The organism is Microcoleus sp. Pol17C6 (assembly GCF_036701145.1).
Lineage (GTDB): Bacteria > Cyanobacteriota > Cyanobacteriia > Cyanobacteriales > Microcoleaceae > Microcoleus.
The window spans coordinates 29,130-48,269 of sequence record NZ_JAUBQH010000042.1; the positions used below are offsets into that span (position 1 = coordinate 29,130).

General features: G+C 47.4%; 19 protein-coding genes. 9 read left to right on the plus strand and 10 right to left on the minus strand.

The window, feature by feature from the left end; all coding sequences use genetic code 11:
• The 5 genes from QUA25_RS19895 to QUA25_RS19915 all read right to left on the minus strand — a co-directional run.
• The coding region (locus tag QUA25_RS19895; protein WP_333040769.1) for an NB-ARC domain-containing protein at window positions 1–1,311 on the minus strand (1,311 nt) is incomplete at its 3' end.
• A 104-nt stretch (window positions 1,312–1,415) separates the two neighbouring features.
• Window positions 1,416–1,907, minus strand: coding sequence for a hypothetical protein (locus QUA25_RS19900; RefSeq protein ID WP_333040770.1), 492 nt, complete (start codon window positions 1,905–1,907; stop codon window positions 1,416–1,418).
• Between the two features lie 313 nt (window positions 1,908–2,220).
• Window positions 2,221–2,433 (minus strand): helix-turn-helix domain-containing protein, encoded by a 213-nt coding sequence (locus QUA25_RS19905; protein WP_333040772.1) that lies wholly within the window; start codon window positions 2,431–2,433, stop codon window positions 2,221–2,223.
• Window positions 2,434–2,453: 20 nt separating this feature from the next.
• Entirely contained in the window at window positions 2,454–2,666 is a 213-nt protein-coding gene (locus tag QUA25_RS19910) for a helix-turn-helix transcriptional regulator (protein WP_333040774.1), read from the minus strand.
• Window positions 2,667–2,686: 20 nt separating this feature from the next.
• The gene (locus tag QUA25_RS19915) at window positions 2,687–2,899 is read right to left on the minus strand and encodes a helix-turn-helix domain-containing protein (RefSeq protein WP_006635455.1); all 213 of its coding nucleotides are present in this window, start codon (window positions 2,897–2,899) and stop codon (window positions 2,687–2,689) included.
• 130 nt (window positions 2,900–3,029) lie between these two features.
• On the opposite strand from QUA25_RS19915, the gene QUA25_RS19920 reads away from it, so the two are divergent.
• Together QUA25_RS19920 and QUA25_RS19925 are read left to right on the plus strand one after the other, a co-directional pair.
• Window positions 3,030–3,272 (plus strand): hypothetical protein, encoded by a 243-nt coding sequence (locus QUA25_RS19920; protein ID WP_333040777.1) that lies wholly within the window; start codon window positions 3,030–3,032, stop codon window positions 3,270–3,272.
• A 153-nt stretch (window positions 3,273–3,425) separates the two neighbouring features.
• Window positions 3,426–4,214 (plus strand): DUF4058 family protein, encoded by a 789-nt coding sequence (locus QUA25_RS19925; protein ID WP_333040780.1) that lies wholly within the window; start codon window positions 3,426–3,428, stop codon window positions 4,212–4,214.
• Between the two features lie 157 nt (window positions 4,215–4,371).
• On the opposite strand, the gene QUA25_RS19930 is transcribed toward QUA25_RS19925, so the two are convergent.
• From QUA25_RS19930 to QUA25_RS19945, 4 genes are all read right to left on the minus strand, one after another.
• On the minus strand, window positions 4,372–6,126 hold the full coding sequence (locus tag QUA25_RS19930) for a serine/threonine-protein kinase (protein ID WP_333040782.1): 1,755 nt from the start codon (window positions 6,124–6,126) through the stop codon (window positions 4,372–4,374).
• Between the two features lie 152 nt (window positions 6,127–6,278).
• Entirely contained in the window at window positions 6,279–6,950 is a 672-nt protein-coding gene (locus tag QUA25_RS19935) for an ABC transporter ATP-binding protein (protein WP_333040783.1), read from the minus strand.
• A gap of 23 nt (window positions 6,951–6,973) precedes the next feature.
• Window positions 6,974–7,243, minus strand: a complete 270-nt coding sequence (locus QUA25_RS19940; RefSeq protein WP_190663726.1) for a hypothetical protein — start codon at window positions 7,241–7,243, stop codon at window positions 6,974–6,976.
• A 150-nt stretch (window positions 7,244–7,393) separates the two neighbouring features.
• Window positions 7,394–7,573 carry a hypothetical protein gene (locus QUA25_RS19945; protein ID WP_333040787.1) on the minus strand — a complete coding sequence of 60 codons (180 nt, stop codon included), beginning with the start codon at window positions 7,571–7,573 and terminating at the stop codon, window positions 7,394–7,396.
• Window positions 7,574–7,662: 89 nt separating this feature from the next.
• On the opposite strand from QUA25_RS19945, the gene psbD reads away from it, so the two are divergent.
• The 7 genes from psbD to QUA25_RS19980 all read left to right on the plus strand — a co-directional run bounded on the left by psbD (window position 7,663) and on the right by QUA25_RS19980 (window position 17,168).
• Window positions 7,663–8,721, plus strand: a complete 1,059-nt coding sequence (gene psbD / locus QUA25_RS19950) for a photosystem II D2 protein (photosystem q(a) protein) (protein WP_333040788.1) — start codon at window positions 7,663–7,665, stop codon at window positions 8,719–8,721.
• Between the two features lie 902 nt (window positions 8,722–9,623).
• Window positions 9,624–9,905 carry a 4a-hydroxytetrahydrobiopterin dehydratase gene (locus tag QUA25_RS19955; RefSeq protein WP_333040790.1) on the plus strand — a complete coding sequence of 94 codons (282 nt, stop codon included), beginning with the start codon at window positions 9,624–9,626 and terminating at the stop codon, window positions 9,903–9,905.
• Window positions 9,906–10,046: 141 nt separating this feature from the next.
• The gene (locus QUA25_RS19960; protein ID WP_333040792.1) at window positions 10,047–11,696 is read left to right on the plus strand and encodes an HD domain-containing phosphohydrolase; all 1,650 of its coding nucleotides are present in this window, start codon (window positions 10,047–10,049) and stop codon (window positions 11,694–11,696) included.
• Window positions 11,697–11,988: 292 nt separating this feature from the next.
• Window positions 11,989–14,181: an iron uptake porin gene (locus tag QUA25_RS19965; protein ID WP_333040793.1), complete on the plus strand. Its 2,193-nt coding sequence runs from the start codon at window positions 11,989–11,991 to the stop codon at window positions 14,179–14,181.
• 396 nt (window positions 14,182–14,577) lie between these two features.
• A complete protein-coding gene (locus QUA25_RS19970; RefSeq protein ID WP_333040796.1) occupies window positions 14,578–15,018 on the plus strand; it encodes an Rrf2 family transcriptional regulator in 441 nt (146 codons plus the stop codon).
• Between the two features lie 58 nt (window positions 15,019–15,076).
• A complete protein-coding gene (gene cysK, locus QUA25_RS19975; RefSeq protein ID WP_333040798.1) occupies window positions 15,077–16,039 on the plus strand; it encodes a cysteine synthase A in 963 nt (320 codons plus the stop codon).
• Window positions 16,040–16,487: 448 nt separating this feature from the next.
• Window positions 16,488–17,168, plus strand: a complete 681-nt coding sequence (locus tag QUA25_RS19980) for a J domain-containing protein (RefSeq protein WP_333040801.1) — start codon at window positions 16,488–16,490, stop codon at window positions 17,166–17,168.
• A gap of 102 nt (window positions 17,169–17,270) precedes the next feature.
• On the opposite strand, the gene QUA25_RS19985 is transcribed toward QUA25_RS19980, so the two are convergent.
• Complete coding sequence (locus QUA25_RS19985; RefSeq protein ID WP_333040803.1) at window positions 17,271–18,770, minus strand: cyclic nucleotide-binding domain-containing protein; 1,500 nt, start codon at window positions 18,768–18,770, stop codon at window positions 17,271–17,273.
• Window positions 18,771–19,140 lie beyond the last annotated feature (370 nt).

The window sequence follows — 19,140 nt, forward strand, 5'->3', positions numbered from 1 at the left end:
ACTCAATCCTGTATTGGGATGGTCCGTTCTCCAGCGTTTCTCTGTCATCTGGAGGCAAGCTTTGAACCACTTTTCGGCCTTTGCCCACAAACTCTGTTCTTGGGCTACCCGCGCTAAGCTCATGAAAGACCACATGGCATCAGTGTTATCTCCTAGCAAATGCGACCATTGCTCTGCCACCACCTCCAAATGGGGCAGCGCCTCCTTCACCCGTTCCCGCACCTCCAGCGTCACAGTTTGCGGAATCGTCTTCGCCACGGCTGTCAGCGCCACCGCAAAACTTCTCCGCAAATTCTCAGCATCGGCGTATCCCTGCAATTTGGCTGCAAAAAACTCTCGAATCAAAGCATGAAGTTGATACTGCTTTTGCTCCACCCGCCCCAGCAAACTCAACTCCACTAAACGCCGCCGACTCTGGCTCAAAACCCGATCGTCCAGTAGCAAACACCACTGCTGGGGTGCTTGCACCTTTCCCCACACCACCAACAATTTCTTCAGCCAGTTTTGCTTTGGGGCTTCTTCTCTACAAACTACGACCACTGACTCGACCAACTGCCAAGGCATGGGAGCCAAAGCAAACACACTCAGCAATACCGCCAACTGCTGTTCGGCAGCATTTAACTGCACCCAACTTAACTCAAAAGCCGCCGCTACAGGAGTCAGCACCTCATCCTGCAACAGCTTTTGCTGCAACTGTGCCAATAACTCTGCTACCGACACATCTGGCTCTACCTTGAGAAAGGTTGCCACCAGTTCAATCCCCAAGGGCAAATACTCCAACCAAGCACACAATTTCTCAGCAACAATCTGTTCCTGAACAATGCGAGTCTCTGCCTGACTAACTTCATACAGTAACTTGAAAGCATCCAAGGGTCTGAGCTTCTTTAAATCCAATCGCTGCAAGGTTTTTTCTTCCAGTCGCTGTCGCGCTGTCAGCAACACCTTAAAGCGGGGATTTCTAGGCAGCAACCGCTGCACCGCGCGGTAATCGATGACATCATCCAATACCAACAGAGCATTCCCAGAGGTTTGTTTTGCCCACTCTTCGTAGCAAAACTGCAACCGTTCCTCCAGATTGTCGAGAGTATCCGGCGGCTCAATTCCCATTCGCAGCGATTTTTGCAACACCTGCCGTGCTAAATCGTTGTCCCGGACAAACAGCCACCAAATCCCCGCTGGATAGGTGTTGCAGTCGCGGTGAAAAGCTGCATACTGCCATGCCAATTCTGTCTTGCCGATGCCGCCCATTCCCGACGCAGCGGCAATGGCAACGCGGCTTCCATCCTGCAACAATCCGTGCAACTGCTGCATTTCCTCATCCCGTCCGACAAAGTTTTTGGAACCGAGTTCGGAGGGAATATCGTAGAGTGGGTAAAAACTTGTGAAACCTGGATTCGGTGTTTTTCGCTCCAGGTCTAGGACTTTTTTGCTAATACTTTAGCCCATTTCCGAAACGTTGGGAAATGCTGCTGTAAAAAATTCTCTGTATCCAATTCAGCCTCGTAGGAAATTCCCACAAAGGGCGGAATGCTTGAGATTACGCCTTTAAGTTTCGCGGCTGCTGTCGGTCCCGGTTGGTTCAGCCTGTCCCTAATCTCCTGCAAAATCTGAAGCACTTCATCTGAATACTTTCCCTGCACTTCAATTTGCCCAACTTCTTCGACAATCTCGGCAACAATAATCTCAGCTTCCTGTTCGGGAATTTCCACCGTTTTCGTTTGCTGATCGATAACCTGCCAATAGTCCTCTTCCTGCTCCCGAATGTCCTTGCGTAGCTCTCGGATTTGCTGTTTAATTCGGATCTTTTCTTCTTGCGGTGCTAAGTTTAGAGCCTTTACCTTGCCCACTAATTGCTCTTGCAGATCTTCCAAGTTCTCTTCTATGTCAGACAGACGATTAATTGGCATTAATATAACTCCGGCCGAATGAACAACTCTTGACTCTTGTATACAACCGGAAAATTCCAATATCCGCATTAATGCGATCGAACTGATATCTTGCATTTGTTGCCAGATTCCGGCAGGGGTTGAAACCCCTGCCTCACAGCGAAAGTCCACTGAAGTGGACTGACGAAAGGATTGATTAAAAATTTCAAAAAAAGGATTAAAGCCGAGAGCGATCGCCTTTTCAGTCGTCTTTAGACGACTTGAGCTTTGAGGCGGGGGTTTCAACCCCCGACCGACTGTTGCAAGAAGTGCAAAAACTAAATCACAAATCAGTTTACCGTTCCAAAACCTCAACCAAATCTTCCACCATCAAATCGAAGACAGCAGCAAGTTTCTGCAAAGCCGTATAGTCCACCGTTGCCATTTTGGGAGCTTGGGCGTATTTTTTAACCGTGCTGTAGGGAATTCCCGTTCTGTCAGAGACTTCTTTGAGCGTCCAACCCTTTTCCTCAGCTAGTTCTCGAACTCGCAACCGAATTAACCCCATCTTCTCGCTGACAAATCAGTTTATTGTTCCAAAATCTCAACTAAATCTTCGATCGCAATATCGAACGCACGAGCCATCTTGTCCAAAGCTGTGTAGTCAACAGTTGCCATACCTGAAGAATTGGCATAGGTGGCGATCGTGGTATATGGAATACCTGTTCTGTTGGAGACTTCCCTGAGAGTCCAACCCTTCTCTTGAGCAAATTCTCGAACTCGCAGTCTAATTCGTCCCATATTCCCAGCAAAAAATCAGCCTACTCTTCCAAAATCTCCACTAAATCTTCGATCGCAATATCAAACACGCGAGCCATTTTGTTTAAAGCTGTGTAATCTACCGTTGCCAGCTTGGGAGAATGGGCATAGCTTCTAACCGTACTGTAAGGAATGCCCGATCGCTCAGAAACTTCTTTAAGCGTCCAACCCTTTTCCTCAGCTAGTTCTCGAACCCGCAACCTAATTAGCCCCATCTTGCACTTGACAGTTGATACGAACGTATCATAAGATTAATATTATCAAATAAGCGATCGCCCCCTGACCTGAGAAATCTAGAGCGATCGCCTTTCATTCACCACCCACAAAAGTGGGAAGGATTTTCCTATGATACCAAAACAACCGACATATCGCGATCGACTTCAGCCTTGGCATCTAATTCGCCACCTCCCCAAGTGTCAGCGGTTAACAGTCGCCCGTTTCGCCCGCCGTCCCGATGCCGAATCTTACTTGAATGCACTGCGCCGCTTAATGCCCGCAGTCCCGCATACAATTGTGTTCGTAAATGCGGTGTCTGTGTTGGATGAAAACAGCGTTCCAATTCAAACACAATTGCCGATCGAAGTTTAATTGTTGAAAAGTGCGTGAAGCGGAGCTATCCCGTAGGGAATCGCCCTTCCACAAATAGGAATTATTCTATTTGACCGGAAGTGCGATCGCCCCTAATTTTCGCAAAACAACATTGCTAAACTGTAAATAGACTTAAGTCAAGGAGTCACATCAATGCCATCTCCCTTTCCTGGTATGGACCCATATTTAGAGCATCCCGAACTCTGGCCTGCCCTACACCACTGGCTAATTATTGAAATTGCCAGATTATTATCTCCGCAACTACGTCCTAAGTATTTAGTGTCTGTAGAAGTGAGAATGTATGAAACCTCTGACGACAATTTATCAATTGGCATTCCTGATGTAAACGTAATTCAGCCAAGAACCACAACCGAATTAATCACATCAAACGTAGCCGTTGCAGCGCCACCAACACAACCCTTGACAGTAAATATTCCCATGCCCTACCAGGTTCGGGAAGGCTATTTAGAAATTAGAGAAAGAGGAAACCAAGAATTAATCACCCTGATTGAAATCCTCTCACCTAGCAATAAGCGCACAGGAAAAGGACGACAAATGTACGAAGAAAAGCGAGAAGAAATTTTATCCAGTCGCACTCATTTAATTGAAATAGATTTATTGCGGCGCGGTCAAAAAATGCCAGTAATTGGCAATGACATTGAAAGCCACTATAGCGTTTTGGTGTGTCGGGGAAATCGCCGTCCCAGAGCAGATTTGTACGCTTTTAACGTGCAGAACCCGCTGCCTGCCTTTCCTTTGCCACTGCGATCGGGCGATACCGAACCTATAATCAATTTGCAGGAATTATTCACTCAAATTTACGACATAGCAAGTTACGACCTGAAGATAGATTATCGCAACTGGGAAGTCATACCACCGCTGTCAGAAGCCGATACACTTTGGGCAGATGCTTGGTTGCGCGATCGAGGATTCCGAGATTGATTGGGTATCAAACACTGCTACACCGCTGTTGTCTAACTCATCACGATCGTCCGATGAATTAATTTTAATTTCCAAGAAACTTTTAGAGTGAACTTCACGATCTACGAATTTTTGTTAGAATAGTCTTCTGTGAAGTTGTTATGCCGTCGCCTATATCTCACGGCTGAATCAAGTTTTGTTCCGACTTACGGTAGCGGGCAATCAACCAGCGATGTTTAAGGGATGGATACAACAACATAGCTGCAAGAGGGAGTCCTGATCCCCCCAAGGTTAGCAAAGTATAGACATTTATAAAGCCAACTACAAATCCCATACCTAAAGCAATTCCCAGCACAGTGCTTAGTGCTGACAGCGTTAACACAAAGCGATCGAGTGTGATTTCTCTCACAAAGTCACGATCCAGAAGATGAATAACAATTATATCAACCCAAACTCCAAACGCCGCTCCAAGCATCGCACCTGAGATCGCGCCAAAAATCAGCGCGAACAAGGCACTAGAGAAACCTTGAGCCATCTGTATCGCCAGTCCCGTAATAGTCAGGCCTATACCGCCCCCTATCCAAGCCCATGCTTTAACTCCAAGGTTTGCTCCTGTCCCCCAAATAGTTGCTACTGTGGCAACAGCTAGAGCAATAATTCCTATAGCTGTTTGAGACCAACCTAAACTACCGATGACTATAGTTGTTATTACTGTTGAAAATATGAACAATACTGCCATGCTTTTGTAGGGAGGTTTCTTAACATCAATTGGCAAAGGTGCTGTCTGAACCCTGATAGTTACATCATGTGTTTCTGGCGAGGCATTTGTATGTAAAAGAAGATGACGCTCGTAATGTTTATCTGCGGCAAGGAGGGAAGTGTCTACCGTGATTTCACATTTTACTAAATTCTCCTTAAAACTAGCAGGTGAGAAGGAAATCCAAGCATGGGAATCAGGAGTATGTGGCGGATCTTGAAGATGAGGAGCTACTTCCCAACTTCCCTCTAGCAAAGTATCAGGCATTAAGTTGCGAAAGTGAATTTTTTGTGTGATTTTTTCACCTAGCCGAGTTGCTTGGAAAACTAGAGAATTTGTATTTAAGCTGACTTCGGGTACTCGAAAGACATACAACGATTTAAGGTCTTCCAAAGCTGTAACAGCATTTGGATAGCGATCTCTTAGCCTCGGTTGCACCATCTTTTCCAACCAGCTAACAAATGGTAAACTTAGCCGTGGAATTAGCTGGCTGAACCGAATAAGATAGGGGTCATCCTCGTCCGTTAAGTCCTGAAGTGCGGTCGAGGGCGTACCTGTAAGCAAACAAATCAAGGTTGCTCCCAACCCATATAAGTCAGAGGCTTCTGTAGGTTTCCGTAACTGTTCGGGGGGAATAAAACCGGGAGTTCCCTTGAAAACGCTACTGCCAGATACTTCCTGACTGCCAATTCGCGCAAACCCAAAATCGATCAGATAAACCCTGAGTAGATCGTCCACCAGTATATTTTCTGGTTTAATATCTCGATGGATGACTGGCGGAATTCGATTTTGCAAATAAACTAAAATCTCTAGCACGGATACAGCAATTTGCTTGATTTCTTCTGGTTCAAAACTGCGTAACACTCCTAAAGATGGTGCATCGATATACTCCTGCACCATACAGAAACCATCCGACGTGGAAAACCCTCCTAAGTAGCGAGGAATACCAGGATGGTTGAGTCCTTGCAAAACCTGAATCTCTCGTTCATGAACACTAAAAGCTGACCAGTCAGAACCAAATTGAGCAAAACAAAACTGCTTGACAACCACTTGCTGTTTTATATCAGTAGTATCAATATTTGAGGCAAGCCAGGTAATTCGTCCCCCTTCTCGATTACGTCCTAGTTCGCGGATTACCTCATATCCTTGGCAAGATAAGTCAGGATAATTGTTCATCAGTATTTCCTAAATAATCAAAACACTATTTATTCCTGAATGTTATTGGAATAAGTAACAAAAGTCTAATTATTTGCGGACGATTCCTCTGCAGGCTTCCTAGTAACTTAATGGTTGATATTAACAAATAGCTTTCAACCGCTACTTAACAGCTAAACATCTTGGCTTTGCATCAACCGCTGCTTCAAACGCGCCGGATCTCCCCGATCGACCACTTGGCCCTTTTCCAACAAAAAAGCCCCATCACAATAATTCAACTCATCCAAACGGTGAGTCACCCACAAAGCCGTAATCCCGCGATTTTTCACCAACCGCTGCACCGCCGCCACCAAATCCAACTGAGAATCAGGATCTAACAAAGCCGTCGGTTCATCCAACAGCAGAATTTCGCAGTGACGGGCGATCGCCCCAGCCAGGGCAATTCGCTGCTTCTGGCCCCCACTCAAAGCATAAATCGGCCGCCGCTGCAAATCCAGCAAATTCACAGCCTCCAAAGCCTCCGCCACCCTCTCCCGCACCTGAACGTTAGAAAGCTTTTCCTCCACCAAACCAAAAGCTACATCCGCACCAACCGTCGGCATCACCAATTGGTGATCCGGGTTTTGGAACACAAAACCCACCCGCCCGCCGAGGTCAATTTCCCCCGACTGGGGGTGCAGCAGCCCAGCCATCAGCCTCAACAGCGTAGACTTGCCGCTGCCGTTAGTGCCCAAAAGCATCCAAAACTCGCCCTTCGGTACATCCAGAGAGCAACCTTGCAACACTCGATCGCCCGACGGCCAGCAAAAATCCAAATCCCGCACAGCAACGGCTGACTGGCTCATATCGGCACCAACACCCCCAGCCCTCATTCTGCTGTCATCGAGACAAAACCAGGGGATCTGCCTGTAGATGACGCCCCCGATTTCTGAGAAACCACCACCCCAGAAATCTCGCTGCTGAGTACAGCCACCTTTTTCTCAGGATTTTTCTCGCAGGTGAGTTCCAAAATTTGCGGTTGAGAGTTGCGAATCGCCGCCAGTACCTGCTGGTAAACAGTCTCAGCGTCCTCCTCCAACTTCCGCTGCACCGACAGCGAGACGGGCGTATTCTTCACAATGATGTCAATGCTGAACATATAGTCTTAAAAACCTAAGTTTGGAGCTCTATCCTCAGTATATATATAGGACTTACCCACGGAAACCCTGTTTCTTAGAAAAATAAGAGGTTGAGGGCGATATATCTACCAAGCCACCGGGCTTCTGACGCAAAGCGCAGAGACTCCTATCTATATAGTAGAAGTTCCCAAATGCAGGGCAAAGACTTCGGGGACTTCGAGGGCTTCGGGGACTTCGCACAAGTCAAAAGTCAAAAGTCGGAAGTTTTTTAATAAAAACTTGCTCTTGTAAAGAATTACCTCTATAATCGTCAATACGGTAAAGAAAAGTAAACTCTGTTCATAATCCAACTTGTTTTCTGCTAAGCAGAGGCAACGGTGGAAGACTCATGACTAGAGACAGATCCGTTGTAATTATATCCATTTGGAGATTTGCGTAAATGACAATCGCAGTCGGACGCGCCCAGACCGAAAGAGGCATCTTTGATGTACTCGACGACTGGCTCAAACGCGATCGCTTCGTCTTCGTAGGCTGGTCTGGCATCCTGCTATTCCCCTGCGCCTACCTAGCCATCGGTGGCTGGTTAACAGGCACCACCTTCGTCACATCCTGGTACACCCACGGTTTGGCAAGTTCCTACCTCGAAGGAGCCAACTTCCTCACCGTAGCAGTCTCCACCCCAGCCAACAGCCTCGGACACTCCCTGCTGTTCCTGTGGGGCCCCGAAGCACAGTGGGACTTTACCCGCTGGTTCCAACTCGGCGGGCTGTGGACATTCGTAGCCCTCCACGGCGCTTTCGCACTGATCGGGTTTTGCCTGCGTCAGATTGAAATCGCCCGTTTGGTAGGCATCCGTCCCTACAACGCCCTAGCATTCACCGGCCCCATCGCCGTGTTTGTGTCGGTGTTCCTGCTTTACCCCTTGGGTCAATCAGGCTGGTTCTTCGCCCCCAGTTTCGGCGTCGCAGCAATTTTCCGCTTTTTGTTATTCCTGCAAGGCTTCCACAACTGGACGCTCAACCCCTTCCACATGATGGGCGTTGCAGGCATCTTGGGCGGCGCGCTGCTGTGCGCCATCCACGGTGCAACCGTAGAAAACACCTTGTTTGAAGACGGCGAAGGCGCAAACACCTTCCGCGCCTTCAACCCAACTCAGTCAGAAGAAACCTACTCGATGGTTACAGCCAACCGTTTTTGGTCGCAAATCTTCGGAATTGCCTTCTCCAACAAGCGCTGGTTGCACTTCTTCATGCTGTTCGTACCTGTCACAGGCTTGTGGATGAGCTCCATTGGCATCGTCGGTTTAGCATTAAACCTGCGCGCCTATGACTTCGTATCCCAAGAATTGCGCGCTGCTGAAGATCCTGAGTTTGAAACGTTCTACACTAAGAACATTCTGCTTAACGAAGGCATTCGTGCTTGGATGGCTCCTACGGACCAACCCCACGAAAACTTCATCTTCCCTGAAGAAGTTCTGCCTCGCGGTAACGCTCTGTAATCAGCGCGAAATATCAAAATTTCCAACATTTTAAAAGGGTAAGATAAAGCAGTTTAGGCTTTACCCTTAATGCTTAAAAAGCTCCCGCCACCAGGCAGGAGCTTTTTGTTTCCAGGAGTCGATCTAATTAGCGCCCTAAAAAAAGTTGATTTTGTACAAAAACCAACTCTGCCTGCGGCTAGAACAACTTGTGTCTTTATATGTGGTGAAGTCTCTTATCTGGCAAGAAATTGATCGACCTTTCCCCGCCGCCAGAGTTGCCATGCGCCTAATAACCGTACAGCCCGGATTCTGAAGAAAATATAAACAAATGGCGGAAACTGCGATCGCCCGATTGCTGTAGAGATCGATCAAAGACCTTCCAGCAGCAGTAATTTGCCATCATCTTACAAAAATCTCCCTTTGGATCCCCCCACTTCTAATTCCTTGTGTTATTCTAATAATTGTGAATACTAGAACGATACTCAGAACGCAAGTTCTTCTGGTAACGCTGGCAATGGCTAGCGCACAAATCATCACCTTAAATCTTGTATTTAGGTGATGTGCGTTCCAATATTAAGCCATTTAGCTAAACCTGGAGGTGATGCCCATGATAGAAAGTAGTAAACGCATGGGTCATCAGATTGGAAACTACCGGCTGTGCGCCGGGGCCGCTCGCTAGCAGTCAGCCGTCGTCTCCAACGGGAAACGACTTCCACGGGGAACCAGGCTGAGCTAGGGATTCTCCCGGCAGTCAGGTTCTAATCTGAAGACCCGCTAGACCGCTCTCACCTCAAATAGTGTTAAATCTTAAGTATTAAAACTTGAGACTAAACACTATTGGTGAGAGCGGATAGTTTTTGGTAAGGGTTTCTAAACCTGGGCAGTTAATCTGCCATTGCTAATCCCAAAGAAAAAAAATTATGGCTGAGCTAATTAACAATACTGAAATTCAAGAGCGCGCCAGTCAATTGTCAGGCTGGACGGTTGAAGGTAAACAACTGCGGTGTACCCGTTTATTTAAAGATTTTATCGAAGCGATCGCCTTTGTGAATAAGTTGGTCGCCCCCTCAGAAGCCGCAGCACATCACCCTGATATAGAAATTTCCTACAACAAAGTTACACTTAACTTGACAACTCACGATGCCGGAGGCTTAACTGAGAAAGACTTTGCGCTAGCGCAAGAGATTTCTACGCTCGACTAAAAGAGTGCCCGTTGGCCCAACAAAAGTCCCCGCTAGAGAAAAGCTCGCAAATAAAAAATCGACTTGGGGTTAAAATCGGGTGTGAAAAAGTCGAGAGGCCCAACGTTCAATGTATAAAAGGCTATTCCCCATCATCCGACCATGATCGTATTTGAAAAGCCAGAGTTCAGGAACGAGTCTGCAGCAGAAAAAACCGATCTTATAGAAAAGCTTTTAGATATTGGCGCGGCTCTGTCGAGTGCCCAAGATTTGGGCGACTTGTTAAACTTAATTTTATCCAAAAGTAGGGAAATTACATACAGCGATGCTGGCAGCGTTTACTTAGTAGATCACAGCGACGACAAATCTAAGCTGCTGTTCAAGGTAGCCCAAAATGCTTCTAAACCGAAACTGTCGTTTAAAGAGTTTGCCCTGCCACTGACAGACAAAAGCTTGGCGGGATACGTGGCAATTACAGGTCTAAGTTTGAACCTGTCTGATGCCTACGACTTACCCCCGGGCGTACCCTATCGGCTAGATACCAGTTTTGACAGGGATATTGATTACCGCACTTGCTCGGTAATGGTACTGCCGATGCAAAACCGACAGGGGGAGACAATCGGTGTACTGCAACTGATCAACCGCAAAACAAAGGCAGATACGGTGCTGACAGCAGAGAATGCCTGGGAATCGACGCAGCAGTATTCGGAGTGGGAAGAAAGGATAGTTCGATCGCTCGCTTCTCAAGCAGCAATCTCGATCGAGCGCAATCAACTCCAAGACAGCATAGAACATTTGTTCGAGGGCTTCGTCAAAGCCTCGGTGCAAGTCATAGAAGCCAGAGACCCCTGTACCTACGGCCATTCAGAACGAGTAGCAGCCCTCACAGTACGCCTCTCAGAAGAAGTAAACACCGTCAGCAGCGGACGACTGCGCTCTATTTACTTTAATAACCGCCAAATTCAAGAAATTCGCTACGCCGCCTTGCTGCACGATTTTGGCAAAATCGGAGTCCCCGAAGCAGTTTTGACCAAACAGAAAAAGCTCTACCCCGCACAGCTAGAAATCATTCGCCACCGCTTTGGCTTAGCTCTGCGGACGATGGAAATGGAATGCGTCCAGTCTAAATATAAATACTTGCTGGAGCATTCAGCCTACCGAAAACACCCGATTCAGGAGCCAGACTGCGCTCAATGCCAGGAAATCGAACAGCTAGACACTAAGCTAGCAGAGGCGAAAACCAGATTAGCAGAATACTGGGAAGTGCTGCTAGAGGCAAACGAGCCTCACATTTTGGCAGCAGAACCCCTAGCTCAACTGCGAGAGATTGCTCGACAAACTTATAGAGATATAGATGGGGCAAGGAAACCCCTACTGAACCCAGACGAGATCCTGCAATTGATGGTGTCGAGGGGCAACCTGACGCCGGAAGAACGATCTGAAATAGAATCTCATGTAACTCACACTTACGAGTTTCTCAAACAAATTCCTTGGACAAAGGATTTAAAAAATGTTCCAGACATTGCCTACGGACATCACGAAAAACTCGACGGCACAGGCTATCCGCGAGGTCTAAACAAGTCAGAAATTCCAATTCAAGCACAATTGATGACGATCGCGGATATTTACGACGCCCTGACAGCAGGCGATCGCCCCTACAAGCGAGCTCTGCGAACAGAGGCAGCGATGAAAATTTTGCGGCAAGAAGCAGCTCACAATAAAATCAACGCCGATTTGTTAGAACTGTTCGATTACCGCCAAGTCTTTAGCGTCCTGGGACATAGCTTGAGTGTTAAAGTCGAATCAGCCTAGACGAGTCGGGCGTGCTGTGCTAAAAAGTAAATAGGCAATCAGGCGCTATCAAGTCTCAGCAGTCAAATCAATTCACAGCCCAAGCCCGGTCTGGTTTTGAGGCAGTTGAGTACAGGTTGAAAAACAGGCTCTCTGCAGCCGTCAGTGACATCTATATACTCGGTCAGCCCAAAAGAATCAAAAGAAAAAGTGAATTTTAGGTCTCTTTTTAGAGTATGCTAGTTGAGCAACGACTGACCACATAGAAGACTAGAAAAGTTTCTCTGTAATCGGTGTGAGGATGAGAGTGAATATGTCGAAATTTTTGTGGAGTTACTTACTAATCAGCCCAGCAGTCTTAGGAGCTACCCTAGTAGTTTCTTCGAGCGCGATGGCAGCAGACGCTCAGCAGGCTGCTGATGCGGTCAATCCCGCTGTCGCAAAAGCTGAAACCGCTGAAACCTCCGAAGCGAAACTAAATGCTTTAGCTGCTGTTTCCGAAACAACCGCAGCCTCCGAGCCAGTAGAAGAAATTTCCCAAGTCGCTGGCAGCGAAACCCACGCAGCGATTGAAGATTTGGCTACGCCTGCAACTGAAAGTGCGATCGTGGGAGCCAACACAGCCCCTGCTGAGGCAGAGCCCCAAGCGGCATCACAACCTACAAGTGAATCTTTAGCCGCAGTTGAGCCAACAGTCGCTCAACCAGTAGAAAATTCGGCCCCGGCAGCCCAACTAGAAATTCCAGCCCCGGCAGCTACCGCTCTCCCAGAGCAAATCGGTGCAGTTCAATTAGAAACTCCAGCCCCGGCAGTGGCAGAGTCGGCAGAACAAAGTTTGCCACAACCGGCTGAATCTTTAGCCCAAACTGCCGCACCACAAGAGCAAAACCCAGCCGCCACATTAGAACAGCTCAACCAGTACACTACCGAAGGTACGGCCGGCAGCGAAACTGAAGGTCAAGTTACCTCAGTTTCCCAACTTTCCGACGTGCGGCCTACAGACTGGGCCTTCCAAGCACTGCAATCCCTAGTCGAGCGCTACGGCTGTATTGCTGGTTATCCCGACGGCACCTTCCGCGGCAACCGGGCAATGACCCGCTACGAATTCGCAGCCGGTTTAAATGCTTGCTTAGACAAGGTGAGCGAGCTAATTAGAGGCGGCACTGGCAACTTCGCTACGAGAGATGACTTGGCAGCCCTCCAACGGCTCCAAGAAGAATTTGCAGCGGAACTGGCAACCCTGCGCGGTCGCGTCGATGCTTTGGAAGCTCGGACAGCCGAACTCGAAGCCAACCAATTCTCCACCACTACCAAGCTGACTGGGGAAGCTATTTTCGCCCTCAGCGACGACTTCAGTAGCGACGTTAGCGTTTTTGGCAGAGACGGCGAAAGAATCGGCAGCAACAATAACGAAGCTGTCTTCCAACAGCGGGTGCGTCTCAATTTAAATACGAGCTTCACCGGCAGAGACTTGCTGCTGACCAGGCTTCAAGTCGGCAACGGTCAAAGATTTAACCTTGGGGCTACCAGCGAAGGCACTCAAACTTGGAACGTAGTCGGTAGAACCGACAACGTTGTTGCCCTCGACACCTTGCTGTACAAGTTCCCCGTCGGTCAGCGACTGAACGTAACCCTGGCAGCCAACAATGTTGTGTGGGACGACATTATGCCGACTGTCAACCCTTACTTTGAAGACTTTGACGGCGGCAACGGATCATTGAGCGCATTTGGACAGCGCAACCCGATTTATCGCTTGGGCGGTGGGTCAGGTATCGGCTTTGACTATGCCTTCGGTGGCAGGGGCTTGCTGGGCGGCGTGTTCGGCCCCACTTCTCTGTCCTTCGGTTATTTGGCGTCAAATGCGGCCAGTCCCGCTAGGGGTGCAGGCTTGTTGAACGGCGACTACGCGGCGATGGGTCAGTTGACTTTTACCCCCGGACGCAACTTGCAAGTTGCTTTCAACTACAACCACGGTTACTTTAACCGAGGTAACTTTGGGTTTGACAACGGTTTCGGGTCCAGCGTCCCCGGCGGTTTCACCGGTACCGGCGTGGCTAATTCTCTCAACGGTTTGAACGAAGGCTTTGAAGGCTTCGGCGCTCGAAAAGTTGTCAGCAACTCCTACGGCGCTCAGGCTTCGTTGCGACTGAGCCCGAGATTTATCCTTGGCGGCTGGGCAGGTTTAACTAATGCCCGAATTCTCGGCATCGGCGATGCGAAAATCTGGAACTACGCTGTCACCTTGGCTTTGCCTGATTTAGGGAAAGAAGGCAACTTGCTAGGGATCGTGGTAGGTCGTGAGCCTTACTTGGATAAACTTGAAGCTTCGAGGAGTTTGCGGAGCTTCCGCAACGATGATTCCTATCACGTTGAAGGTTTCTACAAGTTTCAGCTCTCGGACAACATTTCTGTTACTCCGGGCGTGATTTGGGTGACAAATCCTAATCAAGATGACCGTAATGATGACATCATCATTGGTACTCTGAGAACTACTTTCACGTTCTAAGAGCGGGTTAGAGGAGGCAGGGAGGTTATAACCTCTCTGCTGGCCACTCTAAAGGCCAAGTTTAGCCCTGCCTAGCGCAGGGCTTTTTTGTTTGCGGGAGGAAGGGGGCGCCAAGAATATATTAAAAATTAAAAATTATCAGTCACAGAGGCAGACAACCAGTTTCTTGAGGTAAGACAACAGTGGTGGAAGCGGAGGGAGCCAAAACGAGAAACTGGGTTTGTTGGGTTCAGATTGCCGATCGTTCCAAGGATGAAGTGATGAAAGTCGCTCAAGTTCAGTGGAAAACCGGGGTATAATAAAAGGTAAAGTTAGGAGTTAGAATTTGGAACTCAACATTGATGAGAATTTTAACATCTGACTTCGGAGTAGATAATTCTGATATTTGAAGCAATTATGGTAGAACTCTCCTGTAAAAGCGAATACGCAATCTTAGCTTTGCTGGAGCTTGCCGATTGCTACGAGGAAGGCGAGCCTCTGCAAATTCGCCAGATAGCGGCTCAGCAAAATATTCCCGATCGATATTTAGAGCAGTTGCTGGCTACCATGAGACGCTGCGGGCTGATTCGCAGCCAGCGAGGAGCTAAGGGAGGTTATATCTTAGCCAGGGAACCGTGGAAAATTACACTCCTAGAAATTATCAACTGTCTCGAAGGCTCAGAGTTTGATCGATCTGAAAAAGACTCGCCTGCTCAAACTGTAGAAAGTGCGGTGATTTGGGAAGTTTGGCAAGAAGCTCGATCGATTGCCAACTCAGTTTTGCACAAATACACGCTACAGGATCTGTGCGAAAAGCGTAATGGCAGACGGCAGCTCGATATCATGTATTACATCTAGTTAAAATATTGCCAACTAGGAATTAACATTTACTTTCAACCACAAACTGACAAAGATTATGCGTATTGCTGGCGACATTACAGAATTGGTAGGGCGGACGCCCCTGGTGCAACTCAACCGCATTCCTCAAGCTGAAGGCTGCTTGGCTCGGATTGTGGTAAAACTCGAAGGCATGAATCCGGCAGCATCGGTGAAAGACCGCATCGGTGTCAATATGGTCAATCAAGCAGAGGCCGAAGGGCTGATTAGTCCAGGCAAAACAGTTTTAGTGGAACCGACTTCTGGCAATACCGGAATTGCTCTAGCAATGGTGGCGGCGGCTAAGGGCTACCAGTTGATTTTGACCATGCCGGATACGATGAGCACCGAACGCCGATCGATGCTGCGAGCTTACGGGGCCCAACTAGAACTGACTCCCGGAATTGAGGGCATGAGCGGCTGCATCCGCCGCGCTCAAGAGATTGTGGACACAACTCCCAATGCGTATATGTTGCAGCAGTTTCGGAATCCAGCGAACCCGCAGGTTCACCGTTCGACAACCGCTGAGGAAATTTGGGAAGATACAGACGGGGAGGTGGATTTCCTGATTTCGGGAGTCGGCACTGGCGGTACGATTACGGGTGTCGCAGAAGTGATTAAGTCGCGGAAACCCGAGTTTAAGGCGATCGCCGTTGAGCCGGCCAATAGTCAGATACTGTCGGGCGGAAAGCCAGGGCCTCACAAAATTCAAGGTATCGGTGCTGGTTTTGTGCCGCCGGTGCTGAATGTGGATTCGATCGACGAAATTATAGTTGTTACGGATGACGAGGCGATCGCCTATGGCCGCCGCTTAGCTAGAGAAGAAGGACTTTTGTCCGGTATTTCCAGCGGTGCGGCACTATGTGCGGCGGTGAAAGTCGGCAAGCGTCCCGAAAATGCAGGGAAATTGATTGTGATGATTCAGCCTAGCTTCGGCGAACGTTATCTCAGCACTCCCTTGTTCCAAGATCCAGAACTCAATCTGGCGATGGCCCTCAACTAGGCTAGCCTCCGGCCCAAGTTGCCGAAATAGAGAGCAGGGCGTAGACTGTACGCTCTGCTTGGCTTTTTAGTAGATTAAAGAATGGCGATAGATTGTAGGTCCCTCGATCGCGAATGATGCCGAATTTCTGAAGGCGCTTGTTTTTGAACCGCTTTCGGCGTGTTAGCGAAGCGGGCGCTGAGCGCTCTTGTGGTGAAGGAAGAGAAAATAAAAGAAGGAGTTAACTGTTGGCGAGAACAGCGCTGTAGGAGTCCCAAATGTCGATCGGCTCACCACTTCCAAAGCTTCAATGTTTTTCTAAAATAGATTTATGATAAGTTGAAAACTGAAGTTTTTTACTCACAATTTTTGACATTTATATCAGATAAATACTTAAAAAATTAGCAAAAAATGATATTTTTGTCAAGCAATTTTTCACATATTATCCAGATTTCAAGGAAATAACAGCGTGTCTTCCGTTATCAATCACTACAAAACCCTAAAGATTAGCCCAACCGCAACACAAGCCGAGATTAAACAAGCATACCGCCGTTTAGTCAAATTATTTCATCCAGACAGCCGCAGCGACACAGCGGGTCACGAAGAAATTGTCCGCCTCAATGCAGCCTATGAAATATTAGGAGACGCTCAGCGCAGACAATCTTACGATCGCCAACTTTCCGAGCAAACCGAACAGCAATCACCAGTCGCACCAAACGTCAGCCGCCAGCAAACACAAACAGCACGGGACGCGGATGAACTAATGGAACAGTGGCTGATTAAAGTATACAAACCCGTCAATAAAATGCTCAACAGCATCTTGAAGCCCCTTAAAAAGGAAATAGACGAGTTGTCCGCAGATCCGTTTGATGACGAACTGATAGAAAAGTTTCAACTTTATATCGAAACCAGCCGCGAGTTTCTCAAAAAAGCTCATAACTTTTTTACATCGATGCCCAATCCATCTAATGTAGCCGGAGTTGCGGCCCATCTCTACTACTGTATCAATCAAGTCGGAGACGGAATAGAAGAATTGCAGCTATTTACCCTCAATTATGACGATCGCCACTTGCACACCGGTCAAGAACTGTTTAGAATTGCCGCTAGACTGCGGCGGGAAGCGCAAGATGAATTAAAAATTAAAAGTTAAAAAAGCAGATTGTTCCCTCTTCCCTCTTCCTTCTTCCTTCTTCCTGACATCCGTTACATCCGTTACATCCGTCGAGCGAATCCGTTGCCGAACTTCCCTCTTTCAAATCCCAAAAAGAACTTGAATTCGCTTGCGAATTTTAATAAAAGGAGTTTGTTCCAGAGAGTCGCCATCTAACAATCCCAAATCTCTCAAAGCTTGCTGGCGTTCCGACAATTTTTGAGCAATCTGATCGGCTAAATTAGGTTGTTCTCTTAAAAGTTTTTGTAAATCGTGACGTTCCACCACAAACAAAATTGCATCTTCGCTAGTTTTAACAGTCGCCGTTCTCGGAGTACCCAACAGCAAAGATATTTCCCCAAAAAACTCGCCCTCGTGAAGCGTAGCAATATACTGACCGGCTTTTTGAGAAAGAACTTCTACAGTACCTGAAAGAATAATATAAAAAGAATCGCCAGGGTCATTTTCCTTACATACCACCTGTCCCGCTGGAAACAGTTGTCGGTAGCCGTATTCAATTAACTGCCGCAGTTCTAAATCCGTACACTGTTCAAAATAAGTTACCCGCCGCAACAAATCTCGCAGCGTCCAATTATTGGGGGATTTAGGCGCTGGATTTTTAGGTTCAGAAACGGTGGAATTAGATTTTAACTCTGCTGAATGTTTGGCATTCTGTGGAAAAACTTTTCCGTTGGAATTATCGTCTTTGTTATTGTGAAAAAGTTGAGTTAACTCTTGCGGGTTTCGCAGCCACAAATCCCGCTGGGGAAAGGGAATTTCTATATTTCTGTGGCGCAATTCGTAATCTATTAAAAAATTTACCGCGCTTTTAATAGCATCACTTTCCTGCGGCTGGTCAATCCAAACTAAAAGTTCAAAATTTAAAGCGTTATCTCCAAAACCGTGAAACCATACTTTAGGAGAAGGATGGGACAAGACATTCGATTCCATCCGCGCCGCAATTAACAGCGCTTCCGTAACTATTACTGGGTCTGATCCGTAAGCAACACCGACGGGGATGTGGAGGCGACATCTGGGGTCTCTGTAACTCCAGTTAATAATGTTAGTTTCGACAAACTTAATATTTGGTATGATTACAAATAGACCGTCAATTGTTTTAATAATTGTAGAACGGATCGAAATTGTTTCTACTGTTCCTAATAACTTGTCTATTTCAATAAAGTCTCCGACTCTAATTTGGTGTTCAAATAGCAGGGTGAGACCGCTGATAAAGTTGCTGGCGAGATTTTGCAAGCCGAAGCCGAAACCAATGCCAACAACCCCAGCTAAGACGGTGAGAGAAGTGAGGTTGATGCCGGAACCTTGCAGGACGAATATACAGCCAATAGAGGCTAAAATATAGCTAATGATCGTAGAAATTGCTTCTCGACTGCCGCGATCCAATCCCATCCGAACTAGCAGGCTGCGCTTGATTCCTTCACTGATAATCTTAGCTATAATCAAGGCAAATATAGCTAAGATTATCAGTTTGACGATCGCACTGATGGACAGATGAGTGTCCCCGATATAAAATAGCGGGGTTGTCATCGCACCCGATAAATGTTCAAAAAAGCGATCGGCTCGTGCAGTAATCGAATTCATTAATATTGGGTAATGGGTAATTGGTGATTAGTTTTGAGCGCAACTGAACTGCCAACGGCTAACTATTGCAGAGCTTAGGCGAAAAACTCGAACTCTGGAGTGTCCTGTGTGGCAAAAAAGTCGATTCCCTTGGGAATAGCTCAGCTTCACCCACTCTCTCAAAGACTCGTAACTGATGGGTTAGTAACTGATGGCGAGAAACTGTTTGGTAGCGGTATTTTCTGCCGGATATCTGTGTTGTGGCGTAAAAGGGGCCCTGCTGCTTGATCGAGCGACTTGTGGCCAATATTTGGAAAATTGGTAGAAATTCATTTGCAGCACCCTCAAATAATCGAAAAATTCCAGCAAAAATTAGTTTATCCTTAAGAAG